The 26,369-nt window shown below is 74.5% G+C and carries 24 protein-coding genes, 1 pseudogene and 1 riboswitch; of the genes and pseudogenes, 13 read left to right on the top strand and 12 right to left on the bottom strand.

The features are described 5' to 3' along the window. Positions 1 to 38: 38 nt before the first annotated feature. Positions 39 to 863 carry an ABC transporter ATP-binding protein gene (locus DEJ51_RS31730; RefSeq protein ID WP_150261062.1) on the top strand — a complete coding sequence of 275 codons (825 nt, stop codon included), beginning with the start codon at positions 39 to 41 and terminating at the stop codon, positions 861 to 863. 319 nt (positions 864 to 1,182) lie between these two features. On the opposite strand, the gene DEJ51_RS31725 is transcribed toward DEJ51_RS31730, so the two are convergent. Further along, positions 1,183 to 1,866: a MerR family transcriptional regulator gene (locus tag DEJ51_RS31725; protein WP_150261061.1), complete on the bottom strand. Its 684-nt coding sequence runs from the start codon at positions 1,864 to 1,866 to the stop codon at positions 1,183 to 1,185. 140 nt (positions 1,867 to 2,006) lie between these two features. On the opposite strand from DEJ51_RS31725, the gene DEJ51_RS31720 reads away from it, so the two are divergent. Further along, complete coding sequence (locus DEJ51_RS31720; RefSeq protein WP_150261060.1) at positions 2,007 to 3,347, top strand: YhgE/Pip domain-containing protein; 1,341 nt, start codon at positions 2,007 to 2,009, stop codon at positions 3,345 to 3,347. Positions 3,348 to 3,521: 174 nt separating this feature from the next. Here DEJ51_RS31720 and DEJ51_RS31715 read toward each other — a convergent pair whose 3' ends face one another. Continuing rightward, positions 3,522 to 4,229 (bottom strand): hypothetical protein, encoded by a 708-nt coding sequence (locus DEJ51_RS31715; protein WP_150261059.1) that lies wholly within the window; start codon positions 4,227 to 4,229, stop codon positions 3,522 to 3,524. 169 nt (positions 4,230 to 4,398) lie between these two features. Between DEJ51_RS31715 and DEJ51_RS31710 the strand changes: the two genes are divergently transcribed. Further along, positions 4,399 to 5,343, top strand: a complete 945-nt coding sequence (locus DEJ51_RS31710) for a 5'-nucleotidase (protein WP_150261058.1) — start codon at positions 4,399 to 4,401, stop codon at positions 5,341 to 5,343. Between the two features lie 48 nt (positions 5,344 to 5,391). On the opposite strand, the gene DEJ51_RS31705 is transcribed toward DEJ51_RS31710, so the two are convergent. After that, positions 5,392 to 5,985 carry a TetR/AcrR family transcriptional regulator gene (locus tag DEJ51_RS31705; RefSeq protein WP_150261057.1) on the bottom strand — a complete coding sequence of 198 codons (594 nt, stop codon included), beginning with the start codon at positions 5,983 to 5,985 and terminating at the stop codon, positions 5,392 to 5,394. A gap of 123 nt (positions 5,986 to 6,108) precedes the next feature. Between DEJ51_RS31705 and DEJ51_RS31700 the strand changes: the two genes are divergently transcribed. Together DEJ51_RS31700 and DEJ51_RS31695 are read left to right on the top strand one after the other, a co-directional pair. Next, positions 6,109 to 7,554, top strand: coding sequence for an amidase (locus DEJ51_RS31700; protein WP_150261056.1), 1,446 nt, complete (start codon positions 6,109 to 6,111; stop codon positions 7,552 to 7,554). A 47-nt stretch (positions 7,555 to 7,601) separates the two neighbouring features. Further along, a complete protein-coding gene (locus tag DEJ51_RS31695) occupies positions 7,602 to 8,348 on the top strand; it encodes a ferritin-like domain-containing protein (protein ID WP_150261055.1) in 747 nt (248 codons plus the stop codon). Positions 8,349 to 8,468: 120 nt separating this feature from the next. On the opposite strand, the gene DEJ51_RS31690 is transcribed toward DEJ51_RS31695, so the two are convergent. The 7 genes from DEJ51_RS31690 to DEJ51_RS31660 are packed head-to-tail and all read right to left on the bottom strand — an operon-like array spanning position 8,469 to position 17,872. Beyond that, complete coding sequence (locus DEJ51_RS31690; RefSeq protein WP_223836260.1) at positions 8,469 to 8,639, bottom strand: hypothetical protein; 171 nt, start codon at positions 8,637 to 8,639, stop codon at positions 8,469 to 8,471. An 18-nt stretch (positions 8,640 to 8,657) separates the two neighbouring features. Beyond that, entirely contained in the window at positions 8,658 to 9,362 is a 705-nt protein-coding gene (locus DEJ51_RS31685; RefSeq protein WP_150261054.1) for a formyltransferase family protein, read from the bottom strand. Beyond that, positions 9,359 to 12,694 carry a non-ribosomal peptide synthetase gene (locus tag DEJ51_RS31680; protein WP_150261053.1) on the bottom strand — a complete coding sequence of 1,112 codons (3,336 nt, stop codon included), beginning with the start codon at positions 12,692 to 12,694 and terminating at the stop codon, positions 9,359 to 9,361. The genes DEJ51_RS31685 and DEJ51_RS31680 overlap by 4 nt, the downstream gene beginning before the upstream one ends. Continuing rightward, positions 12,691 to 13,842 carry an NAD-dependent epimerase/dehydratase family protein gene (locus DEJ51_RS31675; protein ID WP_223836062.1) on the bottom strand — a complete coding sequence of 384 codons (1,152 nt, stop codon included), beginning with the start codon at positions 13,840 to 13,842 and terminating at the stop codon, positions 12,691 to 12,693. Before DEJ51_RS31675 ends, DEJ51_RS31680 begins: the two co-directional genes overlap by 4 nt. Continuing rightward, a complete protein-coding gene (locus tag DEJ51_RS31670; RefSeq protein WP_223836061.1) occupies positions 13,827 to 15,947 on the bottom strand; it encodes an AMP-binding protein in 2,121 nt (706 codons plus the stop codon). The genes DEJ51_RS31675 and DEJ51_RS31670 overlap by 16 nt, the downstream gene beginning before the upstream one ends. Before the next feature lie 5 nt (positions 15,948 to 15,952). Further along, on the bottom strand, positions 15,953 to 16,810 hold the full coding sequence (locus DEJ51_RS34770) for a hypothetical protein (RefSeq protein WP_190620801.1): 858 nt from the start codon (positions 16,808 to 16,810) through the stop codon (positions 15,953 to 15,955). A gap of 3 nt (positions 16,811 to 16,813) precedes the next feature. Then, positions 16,814 to 17,872 (bottom strand): 3-oxoacyl-ACP synthase III family protein, encoded by a 1,059-nt coding sequence (locus DEJ51_RS31660; protein WP_150261051.1) that lies wholly within the window; start codon positions 17,870 to 17,872, stop codon positions 16,814 to 16,816. Positions 17,873 to 18,261: 389 nt separating this feature from the next. Between DEJ51_RS31660 and DEJ51_RS31655 the strand changes: the two are divergent. From DEJ51_RS31655 to DEJ51_RS31630, 6 genes and pseudogenes are all read left to right on the top strand, one after another. Beyond that, a pseudogene (locus DEJ51_RS31655) lies at positions 18,262 to 18,334 on the top strand. A 74-nt stretch (positions 18,335 to 18,408) separates the two neighbouring features. Beyond that, positions 18,409 to 19,545 (top strand): gala protein, encoded by a 1,137-nt coding sequence (locus tag DEJ51_RS31650; protein ID WP_150261050.1) that lies wholly within the window; start codon positions 18,409 to 18,411, stop codon positions 19,543 to 19,545. After that, a complete protein-coding gene (locus DEJ51_RS31645) occupies positions 19,542 to 21,278 on the top strand; it encodes an ankyrin repeat domain-containing protein (protein WP_190620799.1) in 1,737 nt (578 codons plus the stop codon). The genes DEJ51_RS31650 and DEJ51_RS31645 overlap by 4 nt, the downstream gene beginning before the upstream one ends. Beyond that, on the top strand, positions 21,275 to 22,474 hold the full coding sequence (locus tag DEJ51_RS31640) for an AAA family ATPase (protein WP_150261049.1): 1,200 nt from the start codon (positions 21,275 to 21,277) through the stop codon (positions 22,472 to 22,474). The genes DEJ51_RS31645 and DEJ51_RS31640 overlap by 4 nt, the downstream gene beginning before the upstream one ends. 12 nt (positions 22,475 to 22,486) lie before the next feature. Further along, positions 22,487 to 23,671, top strand: coding sequence for a DUF2201 family putative metallopeptidase (locus DEJ51_RS31635; RefSeq protein ID WP_150261048.1), 1,185 nt, complete (start codon positions 22,487 to 22,489; stop codon positions 23,669 to 23,671). A 262-nt stretch (positions 23,672 to 23,933) separates the two neighbouring features. After that, entirely contained in the window at positions 23,934 to 24,125 is a 192-nt protein-coding gene (locus DEJ51_RS31630) for a hypothetical protein (RefSeq protein ID WP_150261047.1), read from the top strand. 24 nt (positions 24,126 to 24,149) lie between these two features. Here DEJ51_RS31630 and DEJ51_RS31625 read toward each other — a convergent pair whose 3' ends face one another. Further along, positions 24,150 to 24,365, bottom strand: coding sequence for a hypothetical protein (locus DEJ51_RS31625; protein WP_150262271.1), 216 nt, complete (start codon positions 24,363 to 24,365; stop codon positions 24,150 to 24,152). Between the two features lie 130 nt (positions 24,366 to 24,495). Next, positions 24,496 to 24,558: riboswitch (guanidine-III (ykkC-III) riboswitch) on the top strand. Between the two features lie 75 nt (positions 24,559 to 24,633). Here DEJ51_RS31625 and DEJ51_RS31620 point away from each other — a divergent pair. Then, a complete protein-coding gene (locus tag DEJ51_RS31620) occupies positions 24,634 to 25,104 on the top strand; it encodes an Ohr family peroxiredoxin (RefSeq protein WP_150261046.1) in 471 nt (156 codons plus the stop codon). After that, positions 25,091 to 25,540, top strand: a complete 450-nt coding sequence (locus DEJ51_RS31615) for a hypothetical protein (protein ID WP_150261045.1) — start codon at positions 25,091 to 25,093, stop codon at positions 25,538 to 25,540. The genes DEJ51_RS31620 and DEJ51_RS31615 overlap by 14 nt, the downstream gene beginning before the upstream one ends. 27 nt (positions 25,541 to 25,567) lie before the next feature. On the opposite strand, the gene DEJ51_RS31610 is transcribed toward DEJ51_RS31615, so the two are convergent. Beyond that, complete coding sequence (locus DEJ51_RS31610) at positions 25,568 to 26,362, bottom strand: peptidoglycan recognition family protein (RefSeq protein WP_150261044.1); 795 nt, start codon at positions 26,360 to 26,362, stop codon at positions 25,568 to 25,570. Between the last annotated feature and the right edge of the window lie 7 nt (positions 26,363 to 26,369).

Genomic DNA, 26,369 nt, shown 5'->3' with positions numbered 1-26,369 from the left:
CGGAGCGACCTGAGCGACCTGAGCGACCTGTACGGACGGTGCCCGGGCCCGGGCCCGGCGCCCTCGATGCCGAGGACGTCACCGTCGTGGTGAACGGCCGGACCCTCGTCGACCGCGTCTCCCTGCGCGTGGCACCCGGTGAGGTGCTGGCGCTCGTAGGTCCCAACGGCGCGGGCAAGTCGACGCTGCTGCGCACGTTCTACCGGGTGCTGCGCCCCACGTCCGGACATGTCCTGCTGGACGGCGAGGACGTGTGGCGGATGCCCGGCAAGCGGCTCGCGCAGCGCCTCTCGGCCGTACTGCAGGAGACCGGGGGCGACTTCGAGCTCAGCGTCTACGACGTGGTGGCGATGGGACGCACCCCGCACAAGCGCGCCTTCGCGGGCGACGACGCGAACGACCGCGACATCGTCATGGGCTCCCTGCAGGAGCTCGACGTCGCCGCCCTGGCGCACGCGCCCTTCGACCGCCTCTCGGGCGGCGAGAAGCAACGGGTGCTGATCGCCCGCGCGCTGGCCCAGCGCACGGGGACGATGGTGCTGGACGAGCCGACGAACCACCTGGACCTGCGCCACCAGCTCGACGCGCTCCGGCTCGTCCGCAGGGTCGGGGTCACCGCCGTGATCGCCCTGCACGACCTCAACCTCGCCGCGTCCTTCTGTGACCGGATCTGCGTGCTGGACGGCGGCCGCGTGGTCGCGACCGGAACACCGGAGGAGGTCCTCACCCGGGAGCTGCTGGCCGGGACCTACCGCGTCGAAGCGGAGGTCTCCCTGCATCCGGGGACCAGGATCCCGCAGGTCACGGTGGTCCCCGAAGCCCGCCGTGACGGCCGGCCCGTAGAACGCGGCCAGGCTCCCTGAGCCCGTTCCGTCCGCCGCGGGGCGGCGGACGGGCGGCACCCGGATCCCGCCGGCCGCCGGGCGGGGCCGACGGGTGGGCCGCAGGCGCCGACGACGTCCGGGCGGCCGGTCTACGGGCGCGGCGCGGGCGCCCGGCACGATCCGGACGAGGCGGCTCGGGCCGTCTCTTCCGGATCGTGCCGGCCTGGCCCGCGTCGTCCGGTGCCGTGCATCGCGAGGCGGAAGGGCTCCCTCGTACCGGACGTACTCGGGTGCCCCGACAGCGCGGCGAGGTACGGTGCCGGGCCGCGCGGGCCCGGCAGGATCCGACGGAGACGGCCTAACGCGGCGCCGTGTCCTCACCGCCCCCGCCCCGGCCGGCGCCCGCGACCCGGCGGCGGACCTGGTCCTCCTGCGCGAGACGCCGCAGGAGTTCGAAGACCGGGGCGCAGATCGCGAAGACGATGACGGCCCGCTCGGCCAGGGCCACCGGGTCGTCCAGGCCGGCCGCGCGCTGCAGGTCCAGCCGGGCCACGGACTCGGCCAGCCGCGCGTAGGCGGCGAGTTCTCCCGGTGCGTACTGGGCGTCCAGCCGGCGCAGCTCCTCCAGCGCCGCGGTCAGCCCCTTGACGTGCGGTGAGGTGCCGGGTGCCTGCCAGTCCAGCTCCGCGAGCAGGTCGGCGACCTCGGTACCGGCGCTCGCGTCGGCTGCGGCCCGCTCCTCCTGGTCCGCCGCGGCCTGGGCCGCGACCGGCACCGGGAGCGCGTAGCTGACCGCTCCGAGGGCGCTCTCCGAGCTGTGGGCCTGGTCGACGGCTCCGAGCACCTCACGGGTGGCGGCGATGGACAGGCCGCCGAGCGTGGTCAGGGCCTTGATCAGCCGCAGCCGCTGCGCGTGCTCGTCCCCGTACTCGGCCAGGGTCGCGGCCGTGGCCCGCCCCGCGGGCAGCAGTCCCTGCCGCAGGAAGTACTTGATGCTGGCGACCGGCACGCCGGTCCGCCGGCTGAGCTCCGAGATCTTCATACGGCTTCCCTGCTGGTCATGCGGTCCGGCATCCGGCATCCGGTGTCGGCGATTGGACACCACAGCAAGATACTGCCACTATCCAGTGACTGGATACCATAAGTATCCAGCCCTAGGAACGCAGCCGCACCGGAGAATCGATGCCTCATCCCACGCCCCCCTCCGTGCTCCGCCGACCCAAGCTGTGGATCGGAACGGGTCTCATCGCCGCAGTGGTCTCGATGCTGTTCGCCCTCCTCTACGTCGGCGGCAACGTCAACCCGAGGGGCAACCTGCGCGACCTGCCCGTGGCCCTGGTCAACAGCGACGGCGGAGCGGACATGGGCGGCCGCCACGTCAACCTGGGCGAGCAGGCCGTCGCCGGCATCCAGAAGGCCGCCAAGGGCGACAAGAGCATCGACTGGCAGGTCGTCAGCCGCGAGGAGGCCGACAAGCGGCTGGGCCGGGGCAAGGTCTTCGGCGCCCTCGTCATACCCGCCGACTACTCCGCCACCGTGGCCGCGCTCACCGCCCCGCAGCCCGCACCCCAGGGCAAGGCCGCCGCCCCGCCGACCCTGACCGTGCTGACCAACCAGGCGGCCGGCAGCATCGGCTCCTCCATGTCCTCCCAGGCCGCGCAGAAGGCCGCCCACGCCGCGTCCGCCCAGATCGGCCAGGAGCTCCTCAAGCAGGCCGGTGCCCAGAAGACCCCGCTGCCGACGGCTGCCCAGCTCAAGCTGGCCGACCCGGTGACCGTGAACGTCGCCGACGGCCACCCCGTGGGCTCCCGCAGCGCGATGGGCCTGAGCGCCTTCTACTACGCGCTGGTCCTGGTCGTCTGCGGCATGCTCGGCGCCAACGTGGTCAACTCCCAGGTCGACACGGCGCTCGGCTACCTGCACACCGACTACGGCCCCGTCCGCAAGCGCGAACCCGTCCAGCACACCAGCCGCGTCCGCACCCTGGCCATCGGCATCGTGCTGATGCTCGGCCTGTCCCTGGTGATGGGCACCCTGGTCGAGGTCGCCACGGTCGGGATCCTCGACATGGACGCCTCCCACCTGGGCCTGCTGTGGCTCTACTCGGTCGCCACCATCGCCGTGGTCGGCGTCGGAAGCCTCGCCCTGTTCGCCGCCTTCGGCACGCCCGGCATGCTGCTGGCCACCATCGTCTTCGTCGCGATGGCCGTGCCCTCCTCCGGCGCCACGGTGCCCGTCCAGGCCCTCCCCGGGTTCTTCCGCGCCCTCTCCGAGTTCGAGCCGCTGCGCCAGATCACCGAGGGTCTGCGCTCCCTCCTCTACTACGGAGCTCAGGCCGACGCGGGTCTGACCCGGGCCTGGGCCTCGATGGGTGTCGCCCTCGTCGCCGCGCTGGCCTTCGGCTTCGCCGTCACCCGCCTCTACGACCGCAAGGGGCTGCACCGCATCCCCCGTCCCGACGCCGAAGCGGGGGCAGGGGCCCCCGCCGAGACCCCGGAGGCCCCTGCCCCCGTCACGGCCTGAGGCGAACGGCTCGCCGCCGGGGCCCGTCTTCCCGACGGGCCCCGGCGGCGTTCCGGGTCGTCGCGTGCGGACCGCCCGGGCCGGCCGTGACGCCGTCGCCATCGCCGTCGCCGTCGCCGTCGCCGTCGCCGTCGCCCGAGGATCGCCGGATCCACCGGCGGGATCGCCCCCTTTTCACCGGTGGCGGGCGAGCGCCGTCATCGCGGCGAGGTCCGTCTCCGAACGGGCCACCGGGACCTGGGGCCAGAGCAGTTCGTATGCACTCTGGATCCGGAAGACCTCGTCGGCGAAGGAGCGCACCACCCCGTCGGTGACCGTGTCCCGCTCGGCATGCTCCAGGAACCGCTCGCAGGCCTCCACGGCGCCCGCGCAGTCCTCGTCGAACTCGAACAGCGCGCAGAGCGCCTCGACGGCGGACTCACGCGAGGTCAGATGGCCGATCCCGCAGTCGAGCCCGTCGTCGCCGAGGTCGTCGGGGTACGGCACACGGTGCCAGCGGCCGTCCTCGAACCAGTAGACGCACTCGGCCCTTCCCTGCTCCAGGAAGTCGCGCAAGCGCTCTCCGCGCACCCACAGGGGCGCCCCGGCGAGGAGATCGATCGGCGGCTCGTGCCGCGCGACCTTGCTGGAATCGTCCTGTCCGAAGAGCACGGCGCGGCCGGCGCCGGCCCGGATCAGCGCCCAGCGGCTGCACGCGCCGTCGTCGTAGCGCAGCTCGCTGCCGCCGTCCTCGACGCCGTCGACGCCGAGCCAGTACCCGTACCGGAAGCGCTCCTTCTCCTCGTCGGCGTTCCAGGTCGCCGCCGCCAGAGCGGCCCAGCGTGCCCACAGCACCCCCGCTTCCGGAAGGTCCTCCGGTCGCCCCGGACGATGGGTCTTCATGCGCACCTCGTACTTCCCGGCCTTCGTGTCCGGCCACCGACACTATCCGCGGCAGCCAGGGGTGTCTGACGCCCCCGGTCCGCTCGAACGGCAGACCGGAAGACGTTTCCTGCATATGCCAAAGGGTGATAAGCATCCAGACGGTGCACATGTGCCAGCAGGGGGCGCCATGAGGTACGACCTGTCCGATCGCCTGGTGGTGGGGATCGCCTCCAGTGCCCTGTTCGACCTGACCGAGTGCGACGCGGTGTTCCGGGAGCGGGGAGAGGACGCCTACCGGGCCCACCAGGAAGCCCATGTCGACGAACTGCTGGCCAAAGGAGTGGCGTTCCCGTTCGTCAGACGCCTGCTGTCGTTGAACGACCTCGCGGATCGGGCCGACCCCCTGGTCGAGGTCATCATCCTCTCGCGCAACGACCCCGGCACCGGGATGCGCGTCATGCGTTCGATCAAAGCGCACGGTCTGCCGATCAGCCGGGCGGTGTTCCGGCAGGGCCGTCCCTCGCACCAGTTCATGCCGGCGCTCAACATGTCGCTGTTCCTGTCGGCCGACGGACCTGACGTCCGGGACGCGGTCGCGGCCGGGCTGCCCGCGGGTCACGTCCTGCGAACGGGGCGGATCGACGACGAGAGCGACCCCGAACTCCGTATCGCGTTCGACTTCGACGGCGTGGTGGCGGGCGACACCGCCGAGCAGGTCTTCCAGAACGGTGGCATCGACGCGTTCCGCGCTTACGAGGTCGGCCACGCCGGCACCCCCCACGATCCGGGACCGCTCCGCGACTTCCTGGCCGGCGTCAACCGCATCCAGCGCGTCGAGGACGAGAGGCGCCGCGAGGACTCCGCGTACCGGCCCCGCCTGCGCGTGTCGCTGGTGACCGCCCGGGACGCCCCCGCTCACGAGCGCGCCCTGCTGAGCCTGAAGGCATGGGGCCTGCGGGTCAACGACGCCTTCTTTCTCGGCGGTGTCGACAAGTCCGCGGTCATGCGGGCGCTCGACCCGCACATCTTCTTCGACGACCAGGTCTCCCACCTCAACGGCACGGCGCAGGGCACTCCGAGCGTCCACGTACCCTTCGGGCTGATCAACTCGCCTCCTGCCGCCCAGGCCTGAGCGGCGCGGGCCGGTACTCCCCGGCGAGGGCCGGCGGCGCCGGGCCGGTCACTCCCAGAGGCCGGCCAGGTGCGCGTCCAGGACGTCGAGCGCTTCCTGCGGAGTGAGGTGGCCGACGAGGACGTGCGTGGTGAGGCCGTCCGCCAGGGCGAGGAGCGTGCGCGCCTCGCGCTGCGGATCTGGGGACCCGGCCCGGCGGGTGCCTTCGAAGGCTTCCGCGACGAGCCGGGTGAGCGCGTCCTGCAGGGCCGCGTAGTTCGCCTTCAACGTGCTCGCGAGCGCCTCGCTGACAGCCGCCTGCGCGACGAAGGCGAGCCAGACCCTGGCCTCGGCACGGTGTTCCTCCCGCAGCAGCGAGATCTCGGTGACCGCGTGCCCGAGGGCGGTGCCGGCCGACTGGGCCGGGCTGCGGACGAGGCGGGCCCGTACGCGCTCGCCGATCCGCTCGCCGATGTGCCCGAGAGCGAACACGAGCATCTCTTCCTTGGTGCGGAAGCACCGCTGTACGGCTCCCATCGACACCTGTGCACGAGCGGCGACGTCGCGCAGGGTCACACCCTCCAGTCCGTGCTCGTCGGCGAGTTGGCACACGGCGTCGGCAATGAGACGGCGTCGGCCCTCGTGATCCACCTGCCTGGGCATGGCGGGCGCCTCCCTGCTCCTCGGTGTTCCGCTGCGCAGTTTATTCGATGCGGCCGTATCGGATCCAGGGATACGCTTCGGTACCGATGCACATGCATCGCTACCGACGAGGAAGGTGGGGTCATGCAGGACGCCCTGTGGAAGATGCCGGCCGCCAGGCAGGCGGAGGCCGTACGCACCGCCGAGGTCTCGGCCGTCGAACTGATCGACAGTCATCTGGAGCGCATAGCCGAGATCAACCCGCAGGTGAACGCGGTCACTCAGCTGCTGGCGGAGCGGGCGCGCGAGGCCGCGGCACGGCTGGACCGGCGGCGGGCAGCCGGTGAAACGCTGGGGCCGCTGGCGGGCGTGCCCTTCACGGTGAAGGAGAGCACCGCCGTGGAAGGCGTGCCGACCACCTTCGGCACGGCACGCTTCCGCGATCTGGTGGCGTCCGCCGACGCACCGCCGGTAGCGCGGCTGCGCGCGGCCGGGGCCATTCCCCTCGGGCACAGCAACATCCCCACCCTGATCCTGGCGGGCATGCACACGCGCAGCGAACTGTTCGGCGACACGGTCAACCCGTGGGACTGCAGCCGGACTCCGGGCGGCTCCAGCGGGGGCGACGCGGTGGCCGTCGCCACGGGCATGGCGGCGCTCGGGCTCGGCAACGACTCCGGCGGGTCGGTGCGCATCCCGGCCCAGTTCTGCGGCGTGGCCGGGCTGAAGCCCTCCGCGGGCCGCTTCCCCGCCGACCATCGCGTCCTCGGCCCGGACGACCCCGGCCCGGCGTCCCAGATGCTGGTCACCGACGGCCCGATGGCCCGGAGCGTGGGCGACCTGAGGCTCGCCTACGAGGTGCTGGCCGGAACCGATCCGCGAGACCCGCGAGCCGTACCGGTGCCCGCCTACGGCGAGCCGCTCCCGGGGCGCTTGAAGGTGGCGGTCGTCGCGGACCCCGGCGGGCACGGCGTCCACCCGGCGGTTCGCGCAGCCGTCTCGGCGGCCGCCGACGCGCTCCGCGACGCCGGATACGACGTGCGCGAGGTGGCGGACGTGCCCCGGCTGGACGAGGCCCTGGAGGCCTACGGCCGGATCACCGTGACCGAGTTCGCCCCGACCTGGCCGGTGGTGCGCGAGCTGCTCGGCAAGGGCGGGGGCCGCTATGTCGAGATGATGATGGAGCGGACCCCGCCCGCGAGCGCGGAGGTGCTCATGAAGCTGATGGGAACCTGGCTGAACATCCGCCGCTCCTGGGCCGCGTTCCTCGACGAGTACCCGCTGCTGCTCGGCCCGGTCTTCACCGAGCCGCCGGTCGAGCCGGGACTGGAGTCGCGCGACCGGGCCGGCCGGGACCGGGTCGCGGCGGGGATGCGCCTGTGCACGGTGACCAGCTTCGTGGGCGTACCCGGGGTGGCCGTACCGACCGGGATCACCGACGGGCTCCCCTGCGGCGTCCAGATCGCCGGGCGGGCGTTCCGGGAGGACCTCTGCCTGGACGCGGCCCAGGCGGTCGAGGACCGGCTCGGAGTCCTCACCCCGGTCGACCCGCGCGGGCGCGGTCCGCACCGTTCTGTTACGCGGCCATGACATTCAGGCACTTTTGAACACGATCAACAATGGCTAGATTGTTGAACATGATCAAAAGTGAGTACGGGGCATGGGTGGGCGAGTTCGAGGCCGAACGGGAACGCCGGGCGGCCCTGGGCGACCCCGACTGGGCGCGGGGCGCGCAGTTGCCCGCCGAGATCGTCCGCAGCATCCAGAAGTTCCAGGTCGGTGAGGACGGCGACGGCTCCGCGCTCTCCGGCAAGGCCGACCTCGCGGGTGACCCGGTCTACTCCGAGGCCGTCCGGCTCTTCATCGCCGAGGAACAGAACCACGCGCGGATGCTGAAGCTGCTGCTGGCGGCCGGCGGGGCGGGCACGCTCGACGGGCACTGGAGCGACGCGGCCTTCGTCCGGGTCCGGCGGCTCCTCGGACTGCGGCTGGAACTCCTGGTGTTGATGATCGCCGAGGTGGTGGCCCTGGGGTACTACCAGGCCCTGCGCGACGGCGCCGCCGACCCGCTGACCACCGAGGTCGCGGGCCGGATCCTGGCGGACGAGGAGCGGCACGTCCCCTTCCACTGCCTGCGCCTGCGGGACGGCCTCGCCGGGCTGCCCCGGCCCGCCCGCCGGGCGGTGACGGCCGGGTGGCGCGGACTGCTGGCCGGGGCCGCCACCCTGGTCGCGGTCGACCACGGTCCGGCCCTGCGGGCCCTCGGGGTGGGCCGTGGCGCGTTCGTCGCGCAGACCCTGCGCTCCTCCGCGTGGATGGCCCGCGCGATGGCCGGCGGTCCGGTGCCCGCACCGGCCAGGGCGGGTGCCGGCGCGGGCGCGTGACCGGGGCCGTCCCGGGCGCCGACCGGGCCGGCCCGAGTGCCTCAGGGCCGTTCCGGGCGCCTCGGGTGCCGGCCCGGGTGGCCCGGGGGTGGCCCGCCCTCTCCGTCCCGGCCGCGGCTGTCACGACGGGACACGCGGGGCGGCCGGGGATGGTGCGGGCGGTGTGACCGCCGGGCGGGCCGGCCCCGGCTCGGCACCGCCGTCCGCGCCCAGGCCGTCCAGCAGGCGCAGGCCGTCCTCGGCGGGGCTGCCCGGGGCCGCGGACAACACCAGCAGTTCCGCCGGGATCACCCGCCGGGATCGTCCGCCTCAACGCCGGCGAGGAAGTCCGGGCGAGGGCGGGCGGGACAGGGCACGGGCGACCTCGGGGGCATGGGCGGTGAACGGGCCGAGGTCGGTGGCGCGAGGGTAGGCGGGATGGTCGCGGTAGGCGTCGAGCCGGTCCAGGGCGCGCAGGCCGTAGTAGGCCGACGGTCCCGCCGCCGTGGTTACGGGTTGGGCGGTTCCGGCGGTGACCGCCGGGAGGATCTGCTCGAACAGGGCCTGGCAGGCCCGGACACCGCGCAGCATGACCTGGTGGTAGCGGTCCTCGGGCCCGACGGGGAAGCGGTGTTCGGCCAGGACCGGGCCGGTGTCGATGCCCGCGTCGACCTCGTGGGCCGTGGCTCCGTACTCGGTGTCGCCGTGCAGCACGGCGAACAGGACGGCCACGGAGGGCAGTCCGCGATGCCGCGGCAGCAACCCGTTGTGGATGTTGACGATGCGCAGGCCGTCGGCCCGGAGCAGGGGCTCCCGGAAGATCTGCCGGTTGTTGAGGGACCAGACGATGCCGTCGGTGCAGGCCCCGGCCAGCGTGGCCGCGTGGGCGTTGACGTCCGCGCCCGCGAGGTGGGGCGCACCGGCGGCCGCGGCGTCCAGCGGGTCGGCGGAGCAGACCAGGTCGACCGGGTGGCCGCGGGTGGCCGCGTGGGTGACGGCGCGGCGGAGCAGGGCTCCCTCTCCTACGAAGATCATACGGATGCCTCCTCGCGGGCGGCGGTCAGGTGTGCGCATACCTGTTCCAGCGTCAGGTTGCCCACGAGACAGTCGAGACGCCCGGTGAACCGCTGGGCCTGACCGGGGGTGAGCAGGTCCGAGGAGACGGCCGCGAGCATCTCGACCAGGGCCAGGGAATCTCCGCCGAGGGCGTGGAATTCGGAGTCCGCCGACAGCAGCGCGCCGTCGACGCCGAGGATTTCCGCCCAGTGGTGCCTGACGCGTGCCTCCAGGGTGACGGGTGCGGGCGCGGGCGCGACTGGTGTGGCGGGGGCGAAGGGGTCGGGGAGGGCGTCGAGATCGGCCTTGCCGCTGACCGTGCTGGGCAGGGAGTCGATCACGACGACATGGGCCGGCACGAGATACGCCGGGAGGGTCCGGGTGAGCTCGGTCCGCAGGGCCCCGCCCAGGTCCGCACCCACCGCGGGATCACCGGCGTGCGGCAGTACGTACGCGCAGAGCACCGCCGCCGTCGAGTGCGGGCGGTGCCGGGGCACGACGACGGCGCGGTGCACGGCCGGATGGGCTTCGAGGGCGGCGACGACCTCGGCGGGGTCGACGCGGTGCCCGGCGATCTTCACCTGCTCGTCGATGCGCCCGGCGAACTCGACGGCGCCGTCGGCCAGGCGGCGTCCGAGGTCACCGGTCCGGTACGCGCGGACGCCGTCGGTCCCGGTGGTGAAGGGTGAGGGTCGGCCGTCGGACGGACCGAGGTAGCCGCGGGCCACCTGGATCCCGCGCACGACGATCTCGCCGGTGCGGCCGGTGTCGCCCGGTCCGCTCCCGATGGTCTCGCCGTCCTCGGTGACGAGGTCGACCCGGGCGTACGGGCCGGGGCGGCCGATCGGGACCGTGGCCCCGTTCTCCTCGCCGTCCACGGTGTGGGCGAGTACGGCGACGGTCGCCTCGGTGGGCCCGTACGCGTTGACCACACGGCAGTCGGCCCCGAAGGCGGCGCGCGCGGACCGTACGGCGGTGGGCGTGAGGGACTCGCCGCCCAGCAGCAGGGTGCGCAGGCGCGGCGCGGGGCCGTGGCCCGTGCCGCTGCCGCCCGTTCCGCCGAGGAGCGCGAGGTGGGAGGGCGTGAGCGCGAGGGTGTCGGCGCGGTGCCCCGTGACGAGCTCGCGCAGGGCGGCGGGCGAGGGCGCGCCGGGGGCGAGGACGGCCGTACCGCCCGCCAGCAGCGGCAGGAAGAGGGGGAAGCACGAGATGTCGAAGGCGTAGGAGGAGGCGAAGCCGAAACGGGTGCGAGCGGTGACCTGGCAGACGCCGGTCATCCAGCGGACGAAGCCCATGAGGCTTCCGTGCTCGATCTGCACGCCCTTGGGGCGGCCGGTGGAACCGGAGGTGTGGATGACGTACGCGAGGTTCGCGGGCCGTACCCGCGCTTCGGCGGCGCGGACCGCGTCGGGCTCATCCGCCTCGGGGCCGGGGCCGTCGAGGAGGTCCTCGACGACGAGCAGGGTTCCCGGCACGAGGGGGGCGAGTTCCCCGGCCAGGTGCCGTCCGGTCAGGCAGAGGCCGACGCCGGCCCCCCGGAGGATCTCTCCGGTCCGTGCGCCCGGATGGCCGGGGTCGAACGGCACGTAGGCGGCACCGGCCTTGAGGATGCCCCACAGGGCGCTCACGCCTGCGGAGGTGCGGTCGACGACCAGTCCCACCAGGTCCTCGCGTCCCACGCCGCGGCGCCGGAGCGCGGCCGCGACGGTGTCGGAGCGCCGGTCGAGTTCGGCGTAGGTGACCACGCCCTCGGGCCCGTCGAGCGCGGGCGCGTCGGGGGTGCGGGCGGCCTGGGCGCGGAAGGCGTCCACGACGGTGAGCTCGGGCACCGCCGGGGCCGGGAGGACGGCGGGAGCCGCGCCGCCCGGAACCGGGACGGCCGCAGCCGGGACAGCGGAAGCCGCGACGGCCGGAGCCGCGACGGCCGCAGCAGGCACCACCAGGGCGGGGGCGGCCGGAGCCAGGACCGGAGCCGCTTGCTCCGCCCGTGGGGCCGGGCCCGCGTCCGCGGCCGTCTCCTCGGTTCCGAGGGCGGCCAGGGCCGTGTCCAGCAACCGCGCGGCGCGGGCGGCGAGATCCGGGCCCCCGCCGCGGACACCGAGCGTGATCTCGGTCGCCGTACCGCTCTCGGCGGCGACCAGGGAGAGCGGGACCAGCGGCGCGTGCACCGGCAGCGCGTAGACCGTGGACGCCGTGAAGCCGCCGCCGGAGAAGTCCGCGAGGTCCAGGCGGCCCAGGTGTGAGACGACGGCCGAAGCGAGGTGGCGGTCGGTACGCGACGCCACGGCCTGCGCGCTACGCAGCAGAGCGGCGGTCACGGGCCGCGGCAGCGGCGCGAGGGCCGTCTCGAATCCGGCGGCGAGTTCGCGGTCCCCGGCCAGGGCGGTCAGCAGACGGGTGTGCGCGCCCGTCCAGTCCTCCCCGGGGCGCAGGTCCAGGAACAGCGGCAGGCTCAGGTTGCCCGTGGCCGCGATCCCGGGGCGGTGGCGGCGCAGGTCGACGGGGACCATGACCCGGGTGTCGAGCCCCGCGGCGTCGGTCAGGGCCTGGGCGAGGCGTGCGGTGAGCGCGGGACGGCGGCCGGGCAGGGTGCGGCGCAGCCACAGCGTCCGGAGCGGGCGGCCGTTGCCGTCGGCCGGGCCGAGCGGGGAGCGCCGGGGAGGCACCGGTGCGGGCCGCGTCCGGGTGCTGCCGAGCCGGCGCAGCAGACCGGCGTCGGTGTCCGCGTCGAGCGCGGGCCGGGCGGGTTCGCCGCGCAGGGCTCGGAAAACCTCCCGTACCCAGGTCAGGGCGCCGTGACCGTCCATGACGGCATGCGAGGCGCTGAAGACGGCGGTAGTGGCCGTCCCGTCGGCACCGGGCACGATCAGCACCTCGCAGCCCGGCGGCTCCGTTCGCCGCGACGGCCCGGCGGGCAGGGCGACCGTCCCCGGAGCCGAGTCGGTGTACGCGCCGGCACGCGGTACGTCGTACCGCACCTGCGGCAGCGGTCCGCAGGCGCTCCACATCGCCCCGGCGCGTACGAGCCGTGACCCGGGGCAGGACTCGGCGGCCCGTGCCAGGGCTGCCCGGAGGTCCTCGGCGGCGGGTACCCCGGCGCCCTCGACGACGACACGCAGGGCCATGTCCCCCCGGGCGTCCCCGGCGGCGAGGTAGAGGCGTTCGGTGGGTGACACCGGGCGCCGGTAGCGTCCGCCGGTCGCGGTGGCGGCACCGGAACCGGGGCCGGCACCGGTGCCGGTGCCGGTGCCGGTGCCGGTGCCGGTGCCGGTGCCGGTGCCGGTGCCGGTGCCGGCCTGATGGGATGTCATGACTGCGTGTTCCCTTGTTCGGTGTGGTCGGATGCGGGACCGGCGGGTGCGGTGCCGACCGGTGCGGCGGTACGGGCGCGGGCGGCCGGACCGGCGGTCCAGGCGGCGACGCCGCCCGCCTCGTTCACCCACTCCCGCAGTGCCCGCAGCCCGTCGGCCTGGGTGCGCGGAGCCGCGTAGCCGAAGTCGCGGCGGGCGGCGGTGGTGTCGTACGTCGCCGAGCGGGTCAGCAGCGCCATCATGTAGCGGCTCAGCGGCGGCGTCGCGTCCGTACCGCCCGCCGTGGACCGGTGGCGCAGGTGCCATCCCGTCTCGACCGCCGCGGCCAGCCCGCGGCCGAGGAGGAGCGGGATGCGCGGGGCGGGCGGCGGGCAGTCGAAGAGGGCGCCGACCCGGGCCAGGAACGGCCACAGGTCCGTCTCCTCGCGGTCCGCGACGAAGTAGGCCTTGCCGCCGACCTGCCCGGCGGGGGCGAGCGCGGCCCGCAGACAGGCGTCCACGGCGTTGTCGACGTGGCAGAGCGAGACCAGCACCGGTTTGCCGCCGGACAGGTCGGGCAGGCGGCCCGCGCGCATGGCGTCGACCATGCGCGGCAGGAACCCCGCGTGGTCGCGCGGTCCCCAGATACCGCGCGGGCGTACGGCGCAGGTGGTGAACTCCGGGCCGTCGGCCGCCCGTACGTGTTGTTCGGCAACCGCCTTCGTCTCGCAGTAGAGGTTGAACCACCGCCGCGGGTACGGGGTGTTCTCGTCGATGCCGAACCGGTCCCCCTCCCGTACCCGCATCAGCGCGCTCGGGCTGGAGACGAACACGAACCGTCGCGCCCCCGCCGAACGTGCCGCCGCCAGCAGCCGCTGGGTGCCGGTGACGTTGGCGGCCTCGAACTGCGCGCGACTGCCGTGGTCGACGACCCGGGCCGCGCTGTGCAGGACGGCCCCGCAGCCTTCGGCCGCCCGCCGGAGCGAGTCCCCGTCGGTGAGGTCGCCGGTGACGAGCTCGACGCCGGGCAGGGAGCCCAGCCGTACGGCGTCACTGCCGGGGCGGACCAGGGCGCGGACCTGATGGCCCTGGCTCAGGGCGCCGTCGACGAGGTGCCCGCCCAGGAATCCGGACGCGCCGGTGACCAGGATCTTCACAGGGTCCGCCACCAGGTCGCGCCGTAGAGCATGGTGCGCCCGACCACCGAGGCGGTCCCGTGTCCGGCCTCCCGGCCGCGCGGCAGCGCGAGCGGGATCTGCGCGGCGTGCACGCCGATGCTGAGGAAGGCGTCGGTCCACCACAGCCAGCGCAGCACCGGCACGTCGGGGACGGTGCCGGCCGCGGCCCACACGGCCCCGCCGACGAGGTACGCCCATCCGGCGAGCGGTACGATCCGGGCCGCCCGTCGCCCCGCGGAGGACGTGGGCCGGGCCTGCTGCCGTCCCGCCCAGCGGGCCAGCTCCTCGCGACCGATCTTGGCGTTGTGCCGGATGTCCACGGGGAAGCCGGGGTGGCGCAGGAACTCCTGGAGGCCGGTGGTCGGGGCGTGTTCCTCGGCCATCGCGCGCAGTTCGGTGACCAGTGCGGTCCAGGCGTCCTCGCCGAGGGCCGTCCCGTCGGCTCCGGGCTCGGTCTCCACGCAGACGACGGGCCGTTGTGCGCCCGCCGGCCCGATGCCGACGAGGGCGGTGCGCCGGACCAGCGGATGGGCGTTGAAGACTCCCTCGCAGCGGACGGTGTGCAGGTCCCGGTGTTCGGTGCGGACCCGCTGGGCGGCGCGCCCGCAGAACCAGAGCCGTCCTGCCGCGTCGAGGTGGCCGAGGTCGCCGGTGCGGTGCCAGACGCGGGGGGCCTCGCCGCCGGGGCGTTCCTCGGTCGCCTTGTGCGCGGCGTCGGACCGGGGTGCCCGGTGGTAGCGCGGGCTGACGGACTCGCCGTGGACCAGGATCTCGCCGACGCGCCCGGCCGGCAGGGCGGTCGAGGGGTCGAAGCGGGCGAGGGGGCCGTCGGTGACGGGGGCGATGGCCACCCGGGTGCCGGGGACGGGCCGGCCGACGCAGGTCCCCTCACCCGCGGCGGAACGGGCCGCGGTGCCGCCGTCCTCGCGACCGGTGCCGTCCTCGCGAGGGGTGCCGTCCTCGTGGCCGGTGCCGTCCTCGCGAGGGGTGCCGTTTTCGCGGCCGGTGCCGTCCTCGTCGTCGCCGAGGATCTCGGCCGCCTCGATCGAGGTGATCGGCAGGACCTCCGTGGCTCCGTAGGTCACATGGATCCGTGCCTTCTCGTCGAGGACGGAGCGCAGCGCGGCCACGACCGCGTCGGGCACCGGTGCCCCGCCGGAGACGACGCAGCGCAGGTCGGGCAGCGGGTGGCGGCCGCGGGCAGGGCCGGTGAGGTGCACGGCGAGGTTCCGCAGCAGGGCGGGCGAGGCGAACATCGTGGTGACGCGGAATCGTTCCAGCGCGCCGACGAGCAGCGCGGGGTCCGCCTGGGCGACCCGGGCGGGCGCGAGGGGCGCCAGGACCAGGGTGGATCCGTAGACCAGGTCGAGCACCCCGTAGAAGGGCAGCGTGACCAGGGAGACGTCGTCGCGGGTGCGGCCGTGCACGGCCTCTATCTGGCGGGCGATCGACAGGGCCATGCGGTGGGTGTACTCGACTCCCTTGGCGGGGCCGGTGCTTCCGGTGGTGAAGCCGATCATCAGCAGGTCGTCCCCGCCGGCCGGCCCGTCCGGGTCCGCGTTCCCGCCGGTCGCGGGGGTGGCGCGCAGCGCGGCCAGCGTGTGGCCGCGGCCGAGCCGGTGCCGCCCCAGGGTGACGGGCACGCGTACCCCGCGGAAGGTGCGGCGGCCCAGTACGCGCACGAGCTGGGCGAGGGGCGGGCCGATGAACGCCTCGGCGCCCACGGCCCGGTAGCAGTGGAGCATGCGCCGTACGCCCATGCCGGGGTCCACGACGACGGGCACGGCCCCGACCCGGAACAGCGCGAAACAGAGGGCGAACAGCTCCGGCCCGGGTGGGGCCATCAGCACGGTCCTGGTGCCCCGGGTGATCCCGGCGCGCCGGAACCCGCGGGCCAGCTCCTCGACGCTCTCCTGCAACTGGCCGTAGGTGACGGTGGCGTAGCCGCCGGAACCGCGGCCGTCGGGATGGATGACGGCCGGCTTGCCGGGAAAGGCACGGGCGTTGCGTTCAAGCCACCCGGCCACGCTGTGCGTACTGGTGGCGGCCGGCTGCTCCGCGGCGGGGCCGGCGACGTTCGGTCGCGTCTGCGGCACGGGGCTCACCACCCCTCGGGCCGGTAGAGGACGCACGCCGCGCTGGGGCCGGCGCCGGCCGTCACGAACAGGATCTGGTCGTGGCCGTCGGGGCGTTCCCCGTCCATCGCCCGGAGGTAGCCGATGACCGGCGCCGCCGTGTGCGGCTCTCCGCTCGCCCCGGTGCCGTCGGAGGCCGCGGACGGGCCGATCACCAGCGTCCGGTCGAGGTCGATGCCGGTCTCGTGCGCGTAGTCGGCGACGGCGCTGGCCGCGAACTCGTCCAGCCGTTCCGCGTGGTCCGGCTCGCGCCGGACGGTGATCGCGGTCCGCCCGTGCCGCCCCATGGTGTCGGTGTCGAGGTAGCCCTCGACGTCGGTGGGCCGGTCGGCGGTGTAGTGGCGCACCGGCCCGAATCCGGCGTGGGGGTCGGCGCTGCGCTCCAGCAGGAGGGCGCCGCCCAGGTCCGCGTACGGGTAGCCGGGGTCGCGGTCCGCGTCGCCGCCGGGGTGCACGTCGGCAGCGGTGATCAGGAGCCGCTCGGCGCTTCCCGTCTCCAGCAGTGCCTGGCCCGCCTGGACGGCGTTGAGCACGCCGCAGGCTCCGTTCATCAGGTCGAAGGAGAAGCCGGCGGCCGGTTCCGGGTCGGCGACGTAGTCGAGGTTGATGCCGACCTCCTTCTGGACCAGGGCCGACATGGCCGGTTCGAAGGTGTTGTGTTCGCGGTAGACGCCGACGTTGATGAGCACGCCGATCGAGGACGCCGGAACCTGCGCCCGGGCCAGGGCCTCGCGGGCGGCCCGGCCCGCGAGGTCCACGACGGAGGCCGTGGCGGCCTGCGGGTCGGGCAGGGCGGTCGCGGCAGCGGTGATGATCATGCCCATGGCTCAGACCCCCACGTGGGTGAGCGTCGCGGACAGGGCGCCGGTGACCACACCGGAAGCCGCGGGCACCAGCAGGTACTTGGCCCCGGGGCGGGCGCCGCCCGCCCTGAGGTGCTCGCAGAGGGTCAGGAAGTGCGAGGTCGTGGCGGTGTTTCCGTACCGTTCGACCACCGCGAGGGAGTCCGGCATGGGGGCGGCGAACTCGGCCTCGGCCGTCTGGTTGACGTAGTCGATGAAGCGGGTGCCGACCTGGTGCTGGATGACGTAGTCGAACTCCTCGTCCGTGAACTCCCGCCCCCTCTTGGCCAGGAAGTCCCCGTGGAAGCGCGGCCACAGCTTGAGCCGGTCGCGGTTGTGCATCTTCTTGTTGTCCGTGTAGAGCGAGATGCCCGGGGTGCGGTCGCTGGGCATGCCCATGCACAGGTGGGAGTACTCGGAGCAGGTCATGAGCTCGATGTAGTGGATGCGGTCCGCGGCGTCGGCGGAGACGTCCAGGACGACCGCGGCCGCCGAGTCCCCGACGGAGAGCGAGGCGAACTGCGGGTCGTAGGAGTCGGTCAGCTCGCGTGCGGCGGTCTGTGCGACGCGGGTGGCCTGCTCGCCGCTGACGACCAGTCCGCTCCGCACGGCGCCGGAGCGGATCATCCGGTCGAGCAGCCATACGCCGGTCATCATGCCGGCGCAGGCGTTGGAGACGTCGAAGTGGATGGCGGAGCGGGCGCCCAGCTCCCCGGCCAGCATCGCGGCGAAGGACGGCTCGAAGGTGAAGCGGCCGCCGTCCTTGAAACGGGTGATCGACGCGGAGATGACGACGTCGAGGTCGGCGGCCGCGTGGCGGGAGGATGCCAGCGCGTCCCGGGCGGCGGCCAGGGCCATCCCGAACGAGTCCTCGCCGGCGGCCGGTTCGGGGTCGTACACGCGCCGCTCGGTGATCCCGGTGATCTTCTCGATGTCCACCTCCCCCAGCCCCGGGACCAGGGCGGCGAGTTGCGGGGTGGTCTGGACCGTTGCCGGAAGGCAGAGGCCTAAGGCTTCTATTCGGCTGTACCTGGTGGTGCTCATGTGTGTGGCTCTCCGTGGCGGTCCGCCCGGGACATGGGAGTGCCAGGGCGGTGGTTGACAGAGGGATGCAAAGGGCGTCCGGGGAATAACGGACAGTCAAGTTACCGTAGCGTACGGAGATGTCGACGATGTGTCAGGGCTTCGCACATCGGATAAATATGGGCGAATATCGGCCACCCGTCGCCCGTCGCCGTTTCCCGTCACCGCCGCGACATCAAGCAGAATCCGACCCTCCGCTCCTGCCGGCCGCACTCGCGCCCTCGAAAACCTGTCCGGAAGCACTCGGTCCATGTCGCGGGGCGTCACGGCCGCCGCGGGGCACACCCGGCATCAACCGGCCAAACTGGTGATCGATTTCCGGCCGTCCCATGGGTATGATCACCGGCAGCAAGGCCGTAGCGCAGAGGTCGTCGCGCCCACGCATCGAGCTGGAGGACGTCGGTTCGAATCCGACCGGTCTTGCGTCTCCTTCCGCAGTTCTCGCTTCAAGTCGTGATGGACGCCGGGCACCGGCGAATGAAACCGGTGGAGTGGTGATGACACAGCCGACACCCGTACGGTGCCCCGCGATCGAGCACCCCGACCTGCCGCCGGCCGACCCGGCGCGCCTGGACCCGCTGCTCGCCCGGCTCGCCGCGGACCGCCCCGTCGAGACCGACGAGACCTTCCCGCTCGGCACCCTGCGCACCGACGGCCGCGTCGACCTCTGCAAGCAGGGGCTCGGCCCGGCGGGAGCGGCCCGCCTGCTGCCGGCCGCCACCGCCTCCGCGCACGCCAGGCACCTGCTCCTCGGCACCAACGCCATCGGCGACGCGGGCGCCCGCACCCTGGCCGAGGCCCTCACCGGCGACCACGGGCTGCACACCCTCTACCTCGGCTGCAACCGGATCGGCCCCGACGGGGCGGGCTCCCTCGCCGGCGCCCTCGGCGACGACACGACCGTCCGCGCCCTCTGGCTCAAGCGCAACCCGCTCTTCGAGGACGGCGCCCGCACCGTGGCCGCGCTGCTGCGGCGCAACACCGCCCTGCGCACCCTCGACCTGGTCAACACCGGGATCGGCGCCGAAGGCGTACGCCTCCTGCTCGACGCGCTGCTGGAGCGCGAGCAGCCCCTGGAACGGCTCTTCCTCGGCGGCAACGGCCTCGGCCCCGACGCCGCCCCGCTGCTCGCCGCACTGATCCGGGAGGCCGGGGTACGCGAGCTGTACGTCCCCGCCAACCACCTCGGCGACGAGGGCGCCGCGGCCCTCGCCTCCGCCGCGGCCCTCGCGGCGCACCCGGTCCGCCTCGGGCTCGGCGGCAACGGGATCGGCGCCGCCGGAGCCCGTGCGCTGGCCGCCTCGCTCGGCGGCATCGAAGCGCTCGACCTCGGCCGGACCCTGTCGGAGCGCAGCCTCGGAGCCCCCGGCAACCACCCCGGCGACGAGGGGGCGTACGCCCTGGCCGCGGCTCTGCCCGGCAGCCCCCTGCGCCGGCTGGAGCTGCGCCACACCGGCCTCACCGGGCGCGGTGCGAAGGGCCTGCTCGCGGCGGTGCCCGCGGACAGCCCCCTGGAGTACGTCGGCCTGGGCCCCGGCCTGCCCCGCCGCGTCAAGCGCTCCTTCACCGAACGGCTGCGTCCCGCCCGGGCGGCGCACCCGGACGTGCGCGCCATCGGCAGCGTGTACCGGTGAGCCCGGCCGGCGCCGAACCGCTGGGCGGTTTCCGGCAGGAGGACGGCCCGGCATGGCAGCGGATCCGCCGCTACGCCGTGCCCGGCTGGATGATCGAGCAGGCCACCGCGCACCGGCTGGCCGGTGACTGGCGGGCGGCCTGCGCGGCCGCCGCCGTGGACGTCGACTTCGACCTCGCCGGGCTCGCGGTCCGCTACGGCGCCGAAGTGGCCGAGGCGGTCGCGGAGGACCTGTCGCACCTCGCCCCGGACCTGCTGCGCTGGCACCTGCCCCGGCTCCTGGGCGGCCGTACCACCATCGCCCCCGATCTGCGGATCGTGCTCGCCTCGTACGGCGGGCCCGGGGGACCGGCTCTGTCGGTCACCACGCCCGTCATGACCGAGGGTTCGCAGCGGCTGCGCCTGCACTGCGCGCCGGTCGTGATCGAGCGGAACAAGTACACGGGACGCGGTTTCGTCCCGGAGCCCTGGACGGCCATGCGGCCGTTCTGGGACGCCCGCCACGCCCCCGGGCTCGGTGCGCGCTTCGCCGACCCGGACGGCCTCGCCGAGCGGATCGCGGAGCTCCGCGCCGCCGGGGACACGATCGGTGCGTACGAGGCCGCCGGCATCACGTGCGACCTGACGGTCCCCCCGGTGCAGCGGTACCAGCGCCCCGCGGACCCGGAGGCGCTCCTCGCGCGGCTGCCCGCCGAGCTCGCGCGGATCGCGCCGGAGGTGACGCGGCTCGTGGCGGCCGGTTCGGGCGAACGGTACCGGCTCGGGGCCTCCTGGCCCTACTCGGTCGTGCTGGAACACTCCGGCCCCGGCAGGCTCCGGGCCCGCGTCGTCCAGCAGGCCGAGGCGGCCTCCCTCCCCGTCCTGCCCCGGTACGCCTGGCAGCGGCTGCCCGACCTCGAACTGGTCCGGACCGGCCGGATCTCGCCCCGCGAGCTGCACCCGCTGGTGGCCGCCGCGCTGTTCCCCGGCACCGGCCCGGCGGCGGGCCCGCCCGGGCCCGACACGGAGACCCGGCTGGTGCGGGTGCGCTGCCGCGGCGGGTGGCACGAGGTGCGCTCGCGAGGCGGCGTACTCGACGTGCCGCACACCCCCGAGGAGCAGCAACGGGAGCGCGCGATGCGAGCGTTCGGCGGTGCGGTCTCGGGGTGCTTCGCCGTACAGCAGTCCTGGACCTCGGGCGAGGGGCGGCTGCCGCGCGGCCTCCAGGCCCAGCGGCACGCGTTCTTCCTGCGCGTCCAGCACGGCGACACCCCCGGAGTCGTGGCGCTGCTGGACGCGGGTGTGGACCCCCGGATCCGGGACGGCCGCCATCGCGGGCTGCTGCACGCGCTCCACCTGCTCGATCACGAGGTGCTGCTGCCGCGGCTGCTGGCGGCAGGGCTCGACCTGGAGGCGCGGGACAAGGCGTACCGCACCCCGCTCCTGTCGGCCGTTCACTGGGGTGGCTCGGTCGACCTGGTCAAGGCCCTGGTGGCGGCAGGCTCCCGGATCGACGTCATGGACGAGATGGACCTGTCCGTCTCCCAGGAGATCCTCCGCTACAAGCGCACCGACCTCGCCTTCCTCCGGGAACGCGTCGACGAGGAGTTCCCGGACGTCGGCGCGGACTGGTTCGACGAGTACATGGAGTACTGGGAGGACGAGGAAGAGGACGGCGAGGAGCAAGGCCAAGAGGACGAAGACCAAGAGGGCGAAGACCAAGAGGACCAAGGCGAAGAAGAAGACGACGCATGAGTGCCACCCCGTCGCAGCCCGCCCGGGCCCTGGCGGCCGCCGACGCCCTGGGTGCCCGGCTGAGCGCCACCCGTACCGAGCCCGCCGCCCATCCCCAACTGGAGGCGCTGGCACTGGCCGTGACGGCCAACCAGCCCGTCCTCCTGTGGGGCGAGCCGGGTATCGGCAAGTCCGCCGGCATGCAGCAGCTCGCCACCGCGCTCGGCGTGCCGCTGGAGACCGTCATCGCCAGCGTCCACGAACCCTCCGACTTCGCCGGGCTGCCCGTCGTCGGCGAGGACCCGGCCACCACCGGCGTCCCGATGGCCCCGCCGGACTGGGCGGTGCGGCTCGCCCGCACCGGTCACGGCCTGCTGTTCTTCGACGAGCTGTCCTCCGCCCCGCCGGCCGTGCAGGCGGCCCTGCTGCGCGTGGTCCTGGAGCGCCGGGTCGGCAGCCTCGCACTGCCGCCGGCGGTACGGATCGTCGCCGCGGCCAATCCGCCCGCAAGTGCCGCCGACGGCTGGCACCTCAGCCCGCCGCTCGCCAACCGCTTCGTCCACCTCGACTGGACGCACAACCCGCGCACCGTGGCCCGCGGCATGGCCGGAACCTGGCCCGAGGTGGCGATACCGGCCGTCGATCCCGCCAAGGCCTCCGGTTCCGTCGCCCGGGCCCGCGGTGCCGTCTCCGGCTTCCTCACCGCCCGGCCGGGGCTGGTCCACCACATGCCGGCCGAGGCCGCCGGCCGGGGCCGCGGCTGGCCGTCCCCGCGTACCTGGGAGATGGCCCTGCGGCTGCTGGCCACGGGGTACGCGTCCTCGACGGGCCGGGAGGCGCTGGCGGCGGCGCTGACCGGGGCCGTGGGCGAGGCCGCCGGGATCGAACTGCTCTCGTACCTGGAACACCTCGACCTGCCCGACCCGGACCGGGTACTGGCCGACCCCGACGCCTTCGCCCTGCCCGAGCGCGGCGACCGGCAGCTGGCCTTCCTCATCGCCGTGGTCGCCGCCGTGCAGAGCGAACTCACCCGCCCCCGCTGGGAGGCCGGCTGGGCGGTCCTCGCCAAGGCCGTGGACGCGGGCGTGCCCGACGTCGCCGCCCGGGCCGCCGCCGACCTCGCCGCGATGCGCGACCTCGACTGGCCGGTGCCCGCCGGCATCGACGCGTTCGTGGAACTGCTCCAGCTGTCCGGCTCGCTGCCGGGCGGCGGCTGAGCCCGGTCCGCCGTGCGCCCGGAGCTGGACCGCGCGAAGCTGCTGGCGGCCCGCTACAAGGCCGCCGAGACCCGTCCGTATCTCGCTTCCGCGCTGTACGCCCTGACCGTGGTCCCCTCGGCCGGGGTGCGCACCATGGGCGTCGACCGGCACTGGCGCTGCTACGTCTCGCCCGCCTTCGTCGGGGCGACCCCGGTCGTGGAGCTGGCCGGGGTGTGGATCCACGAGGTGGCGCACCTGCTGCGCGACCACCACGGCCGGGCCGAGCGGCTGCCGGCCGCGGACCAGTGCGACCACGTCCGGGTCAACATCGCCCAGGACTGCGAGATCAACGACGATCTGCTGGCCGACGGGCTGGTACTGCCTGAGGGCCGGATGGAGCCGAGGCTCTACGGGCTGCCCGCGGGAGGCCTGTTCGAGGGCTATCTGCCGGCGATCCCTCCGACGCCCCACGGGCCGGACTGCGGTTCCGGCGCGCACGGCACCCCCACGCCGTGGGAGCTGGGCGAGGACGGCGGACCCGCCCGGGTCGGCCCGGTGGAGGCGGAGGCACTGCGCCGGCAGACCGCCGAGGCCGTACGGGCCCACCGGCGCACCCGGGGGCAGGTCCCCGCGGGCTGGGCCCGGTGGGCCGAGGAACTCCTGGAGCCTTGCGTCGACTGGCGCCAGGCTCTCGCGGGTGCGGTCCGCGAGGCCGCCGCCTGGGCGGCCGGCGCGGTGGACTACACGTACCGCCGCCCCTCGCGCCGGACGCCCGCGCTCGGCGGCCGGGTGGTGCTGCCCAGTCTGCGCAGACCGCTGCCGCGGGTGGCCGTCGTCGTCGACACCTCGGGGTCGATGGGCCCGGACGACATCGCGGCGGCCCTCGCCGAAGTCACCGGCGTGCTGCGGGAGGTGGGCGTCGGCGGGAACCGGGTGGCCGTCCTCGCGTGCGACGCCGACGTGCACGCCGTGAGCCGGGTCCGCAGCGCCGGCGAAGTGACCCTGGCCGGTGGCGGGGGCACGGACCTGCGGGTCGGCATCGACGCGGCACTGGCTCTGCCCGACCGGCCGGGCATCGTGGTCGTGCTGACCGACGGGTACACGCCCTGGCCGGACGAGAATCCGTCCTGCCGGCTGATCGCCGCGCTGATCGGCGACGACCCGCCCGCGCCCCCGGCGTGGGTGGAGAGCGTACGCGTCGAACCGGCCACGTGATCGCGGCCGGGCGGCGCCAAGTGGCCGGTGCCCGGCGGGCCTTGTACGTACGACACCGGCGCGGAACACACCGGTCCGCCGCCGTCGGCGAACGGCCGCCGCCCGTGCCGCGCCAATGCCCGCATCCACGCCCGGCGTTGCCGGAGCGGCGACGCCGACTCGGCGCACGGGACCACCTCCTGTCACCCTCTGTGTTTAACACTTCAGGATTCGGTAACAAGATGTAGTGACAGGAAGTCAATACTCGACGAAAGGCAGGACCATGAACCTCGTCAACGTGCTCATCCTCGTCGCGGTCCTCGCACTTGTCGGCCTTCTGATCGCGGCCCCCAGCGCCACCGCGCGGCGCAACCCGTTCCCGGGCCGCCGGCAGCGAGCCGACCACCGCCGCACGGACGCTCCCCGGTCGACCCGGGTACCCGGTCAGCGGGGCATCCAGCACCACGCGCCCTGACGCCGGTGCACGGCGGCCGGGCCGTCAGACGGATTCGGTGGCGAAGAGCTCCAGGTGGGCGCAGCGCGGGCAGCGGTAGGCCTCGATGCGCCGCCGGGGGCGGCCCAGCCGCTTGGCACCACCGAACACGCCGCGTTCCAGCGCCCCGGAGATCCAGCGCGCGTACCCCCGGGCCCCCTCCCCCGCGTCCTCGACGAAACCCGGCTCCAGGCCGACGCCACCGCAGTACGTGCATGTCATCGTGTCCACGGGGGCGAGTCTAGGCAGCGGGCCGCGGGGTCGGCCGCCGGGGTCCGGGGCCGGTGCCGGAGCCCGTGAGGAAGTTCACGGCGGGGATGTCCCCGGACCTCCACCCGCGTTGCTAGATTGTCCGGCGGCCGGTCCAAGGCCCCGGACGAGATGCGCCGTACCCGGTTACGCACGACGACGCGCGAGGTGCTGCACGAGCAGCGCCGTCCGCTGTCCGCACCCGGGCAGCGTCCTCGTCGAGCAAGATGGGCCGTACGTCATGACCGTGCCACTCACCCGCAGCCTCTACCGCACGACCGCGCACGCCGCGGGCGGCCGTACCGGATCCGTCCGTACGGACGACGGACGCCTGGACGTCCGCCTCGCCCCGCCGCGCAAGAACGTGCCCGGCACCACCAACCCCGAGCAGCTGCTCGCGGCCGGTTTTGCCGCCTGCTTCACCTCCGCGCTCGCGGAGGTCGCCGCCGAGTTCGGGGCGGACGCCTCCGCCGCGCGCGTGGCCTGCGAGGTCCAGCTCGGCACCACGGACACCCCCGCGGGCTACGGCCTCGCGGTGACGCTCACCGTCAGCCTGCCCGGGTGGCCGGCGGCGGACCTCCTGCCCCTGCTGCACCGGGCGGACGCGGTCTGCCCGTACGCGCAGGCCGTGCGCGGCAACGTACCGCTGACGCTGCTGGCCGTGGAGGAGCCCGCCGGGCCCGTCGCACCCGCCGCCGATGACCGCGCCTGAGCCCGGGCCGGGCGGGCCCGTCCCGGACGGGCCCGGCATTGCGGTGCCCGAGCGCGGTGCCTGGCTGCGGCGGGGCATCAGCCGTGACGGCGGACCCCTGGTCGAGGACCGCGAAGTGGTGTGGCTGCAGGCCGGGTCGTATTACGCCGACAGCCGGGGCTTCGCCGGTACCACGTCCTTCGACGGCTCCCAGGTGCACTTCCACCATCTGACGGGCGAGCCCGGCGAGGACGCCGGCACCTTCCGGCGGGACGGTGCGAGCCTCGTCGAGCGGGGCACCAACACGGACGGCTCCACCTTCCTGGAGATCTGGACCCCGCTGCCCGCCGCCGACGGTGCCTGCGGCTCCTGGTCCGGCCCGGACCACCACGTGGTGCGGGTCGGCCGCCACGTGGTGCACGTCGATTCCGGTGCCGGTACGTACTGGCGCCTGTAGACCGGGCCGGCCGCGGGCGGCCCACCGTCAGGGCAGGAGGCCCGCCGGGAGGTACTCCTCGTACTCCGCGGCCGGCCGTCCGGTGACCTGGCGGACCAGGTCCCCGAGCGGATCGGTGGCCTCCTGCGGCGCGGGCGCGCCGAGGCGGGCGGCGACGTCCTTGCGGAGGGTCGGGAGCAGGGAGTACAGGTGGTCGCCCGGGCAGGACGTGGCGTTGAAGTCGCGGTGGCCGTAGATCTCGGAGGCGGGCAGGCCGTACTGGTCGCAGATGTGGGCGCACAGGTCGGCCAGGGCCGCGTACTGGGCCGCCGGCGGGGCCTCGGAGGTGTACGTGCCCTCGTTCTCGATGCCGATCGACACGGTGTTCTGGCCGACGCAGTGCGCCGCCCGCACCTGCCGGGTTCCGGTGCGCAGCTCCGCGAGGCTGTTGTGGCGCCCCTCCAGCACGAAGGCCCCGCGGCTGACGGTGAAATGCTGACCGGTGTCGATCCAGCCCTGCGCGTCCATGTGGTACGTCTGGATCGCACGGGCGAGAGCGAGGGCGCGCTGCTTCGAGTAGTCCGTCACGTTCGCCGTCGCCGTGTGGTGGACGATGATCCGCTCCGGCCGGTTGGCGAGGACGACGACGGGTTCGGAGGCCGCCCGCGCACCCCAGGCGGCGCAGCCGATGATGTCCGGGGTGGCGGCGGAGTAGGCCCGCCCCGCCGTGGCGAGCGGCAGTGCCGTGGCGGCGGCCAGGGCGAAGGCTCCCGTGAGGACCGACCGGCGGGTGTACGGGGCGGCGGCGCGCGCGGGCGGCCGGTGCAGTGCGGAGAAGGTCATGCCGCGC

This window comes from Streptomyces venezuelae (assembly GCF_008642275.1).
Classification (GTDB): Bacteria; Actinomycetota; Actinomycetes; order Streptomycetales; family Streptomycetaceae; genus Streptomyces; species Streptomyces venezuelae_E.
The sequence above is the reverse complement of the archived record's forward strand: the minus strand, read 5'-3'. Positions and strand labels throughout refer to the sequence as shown.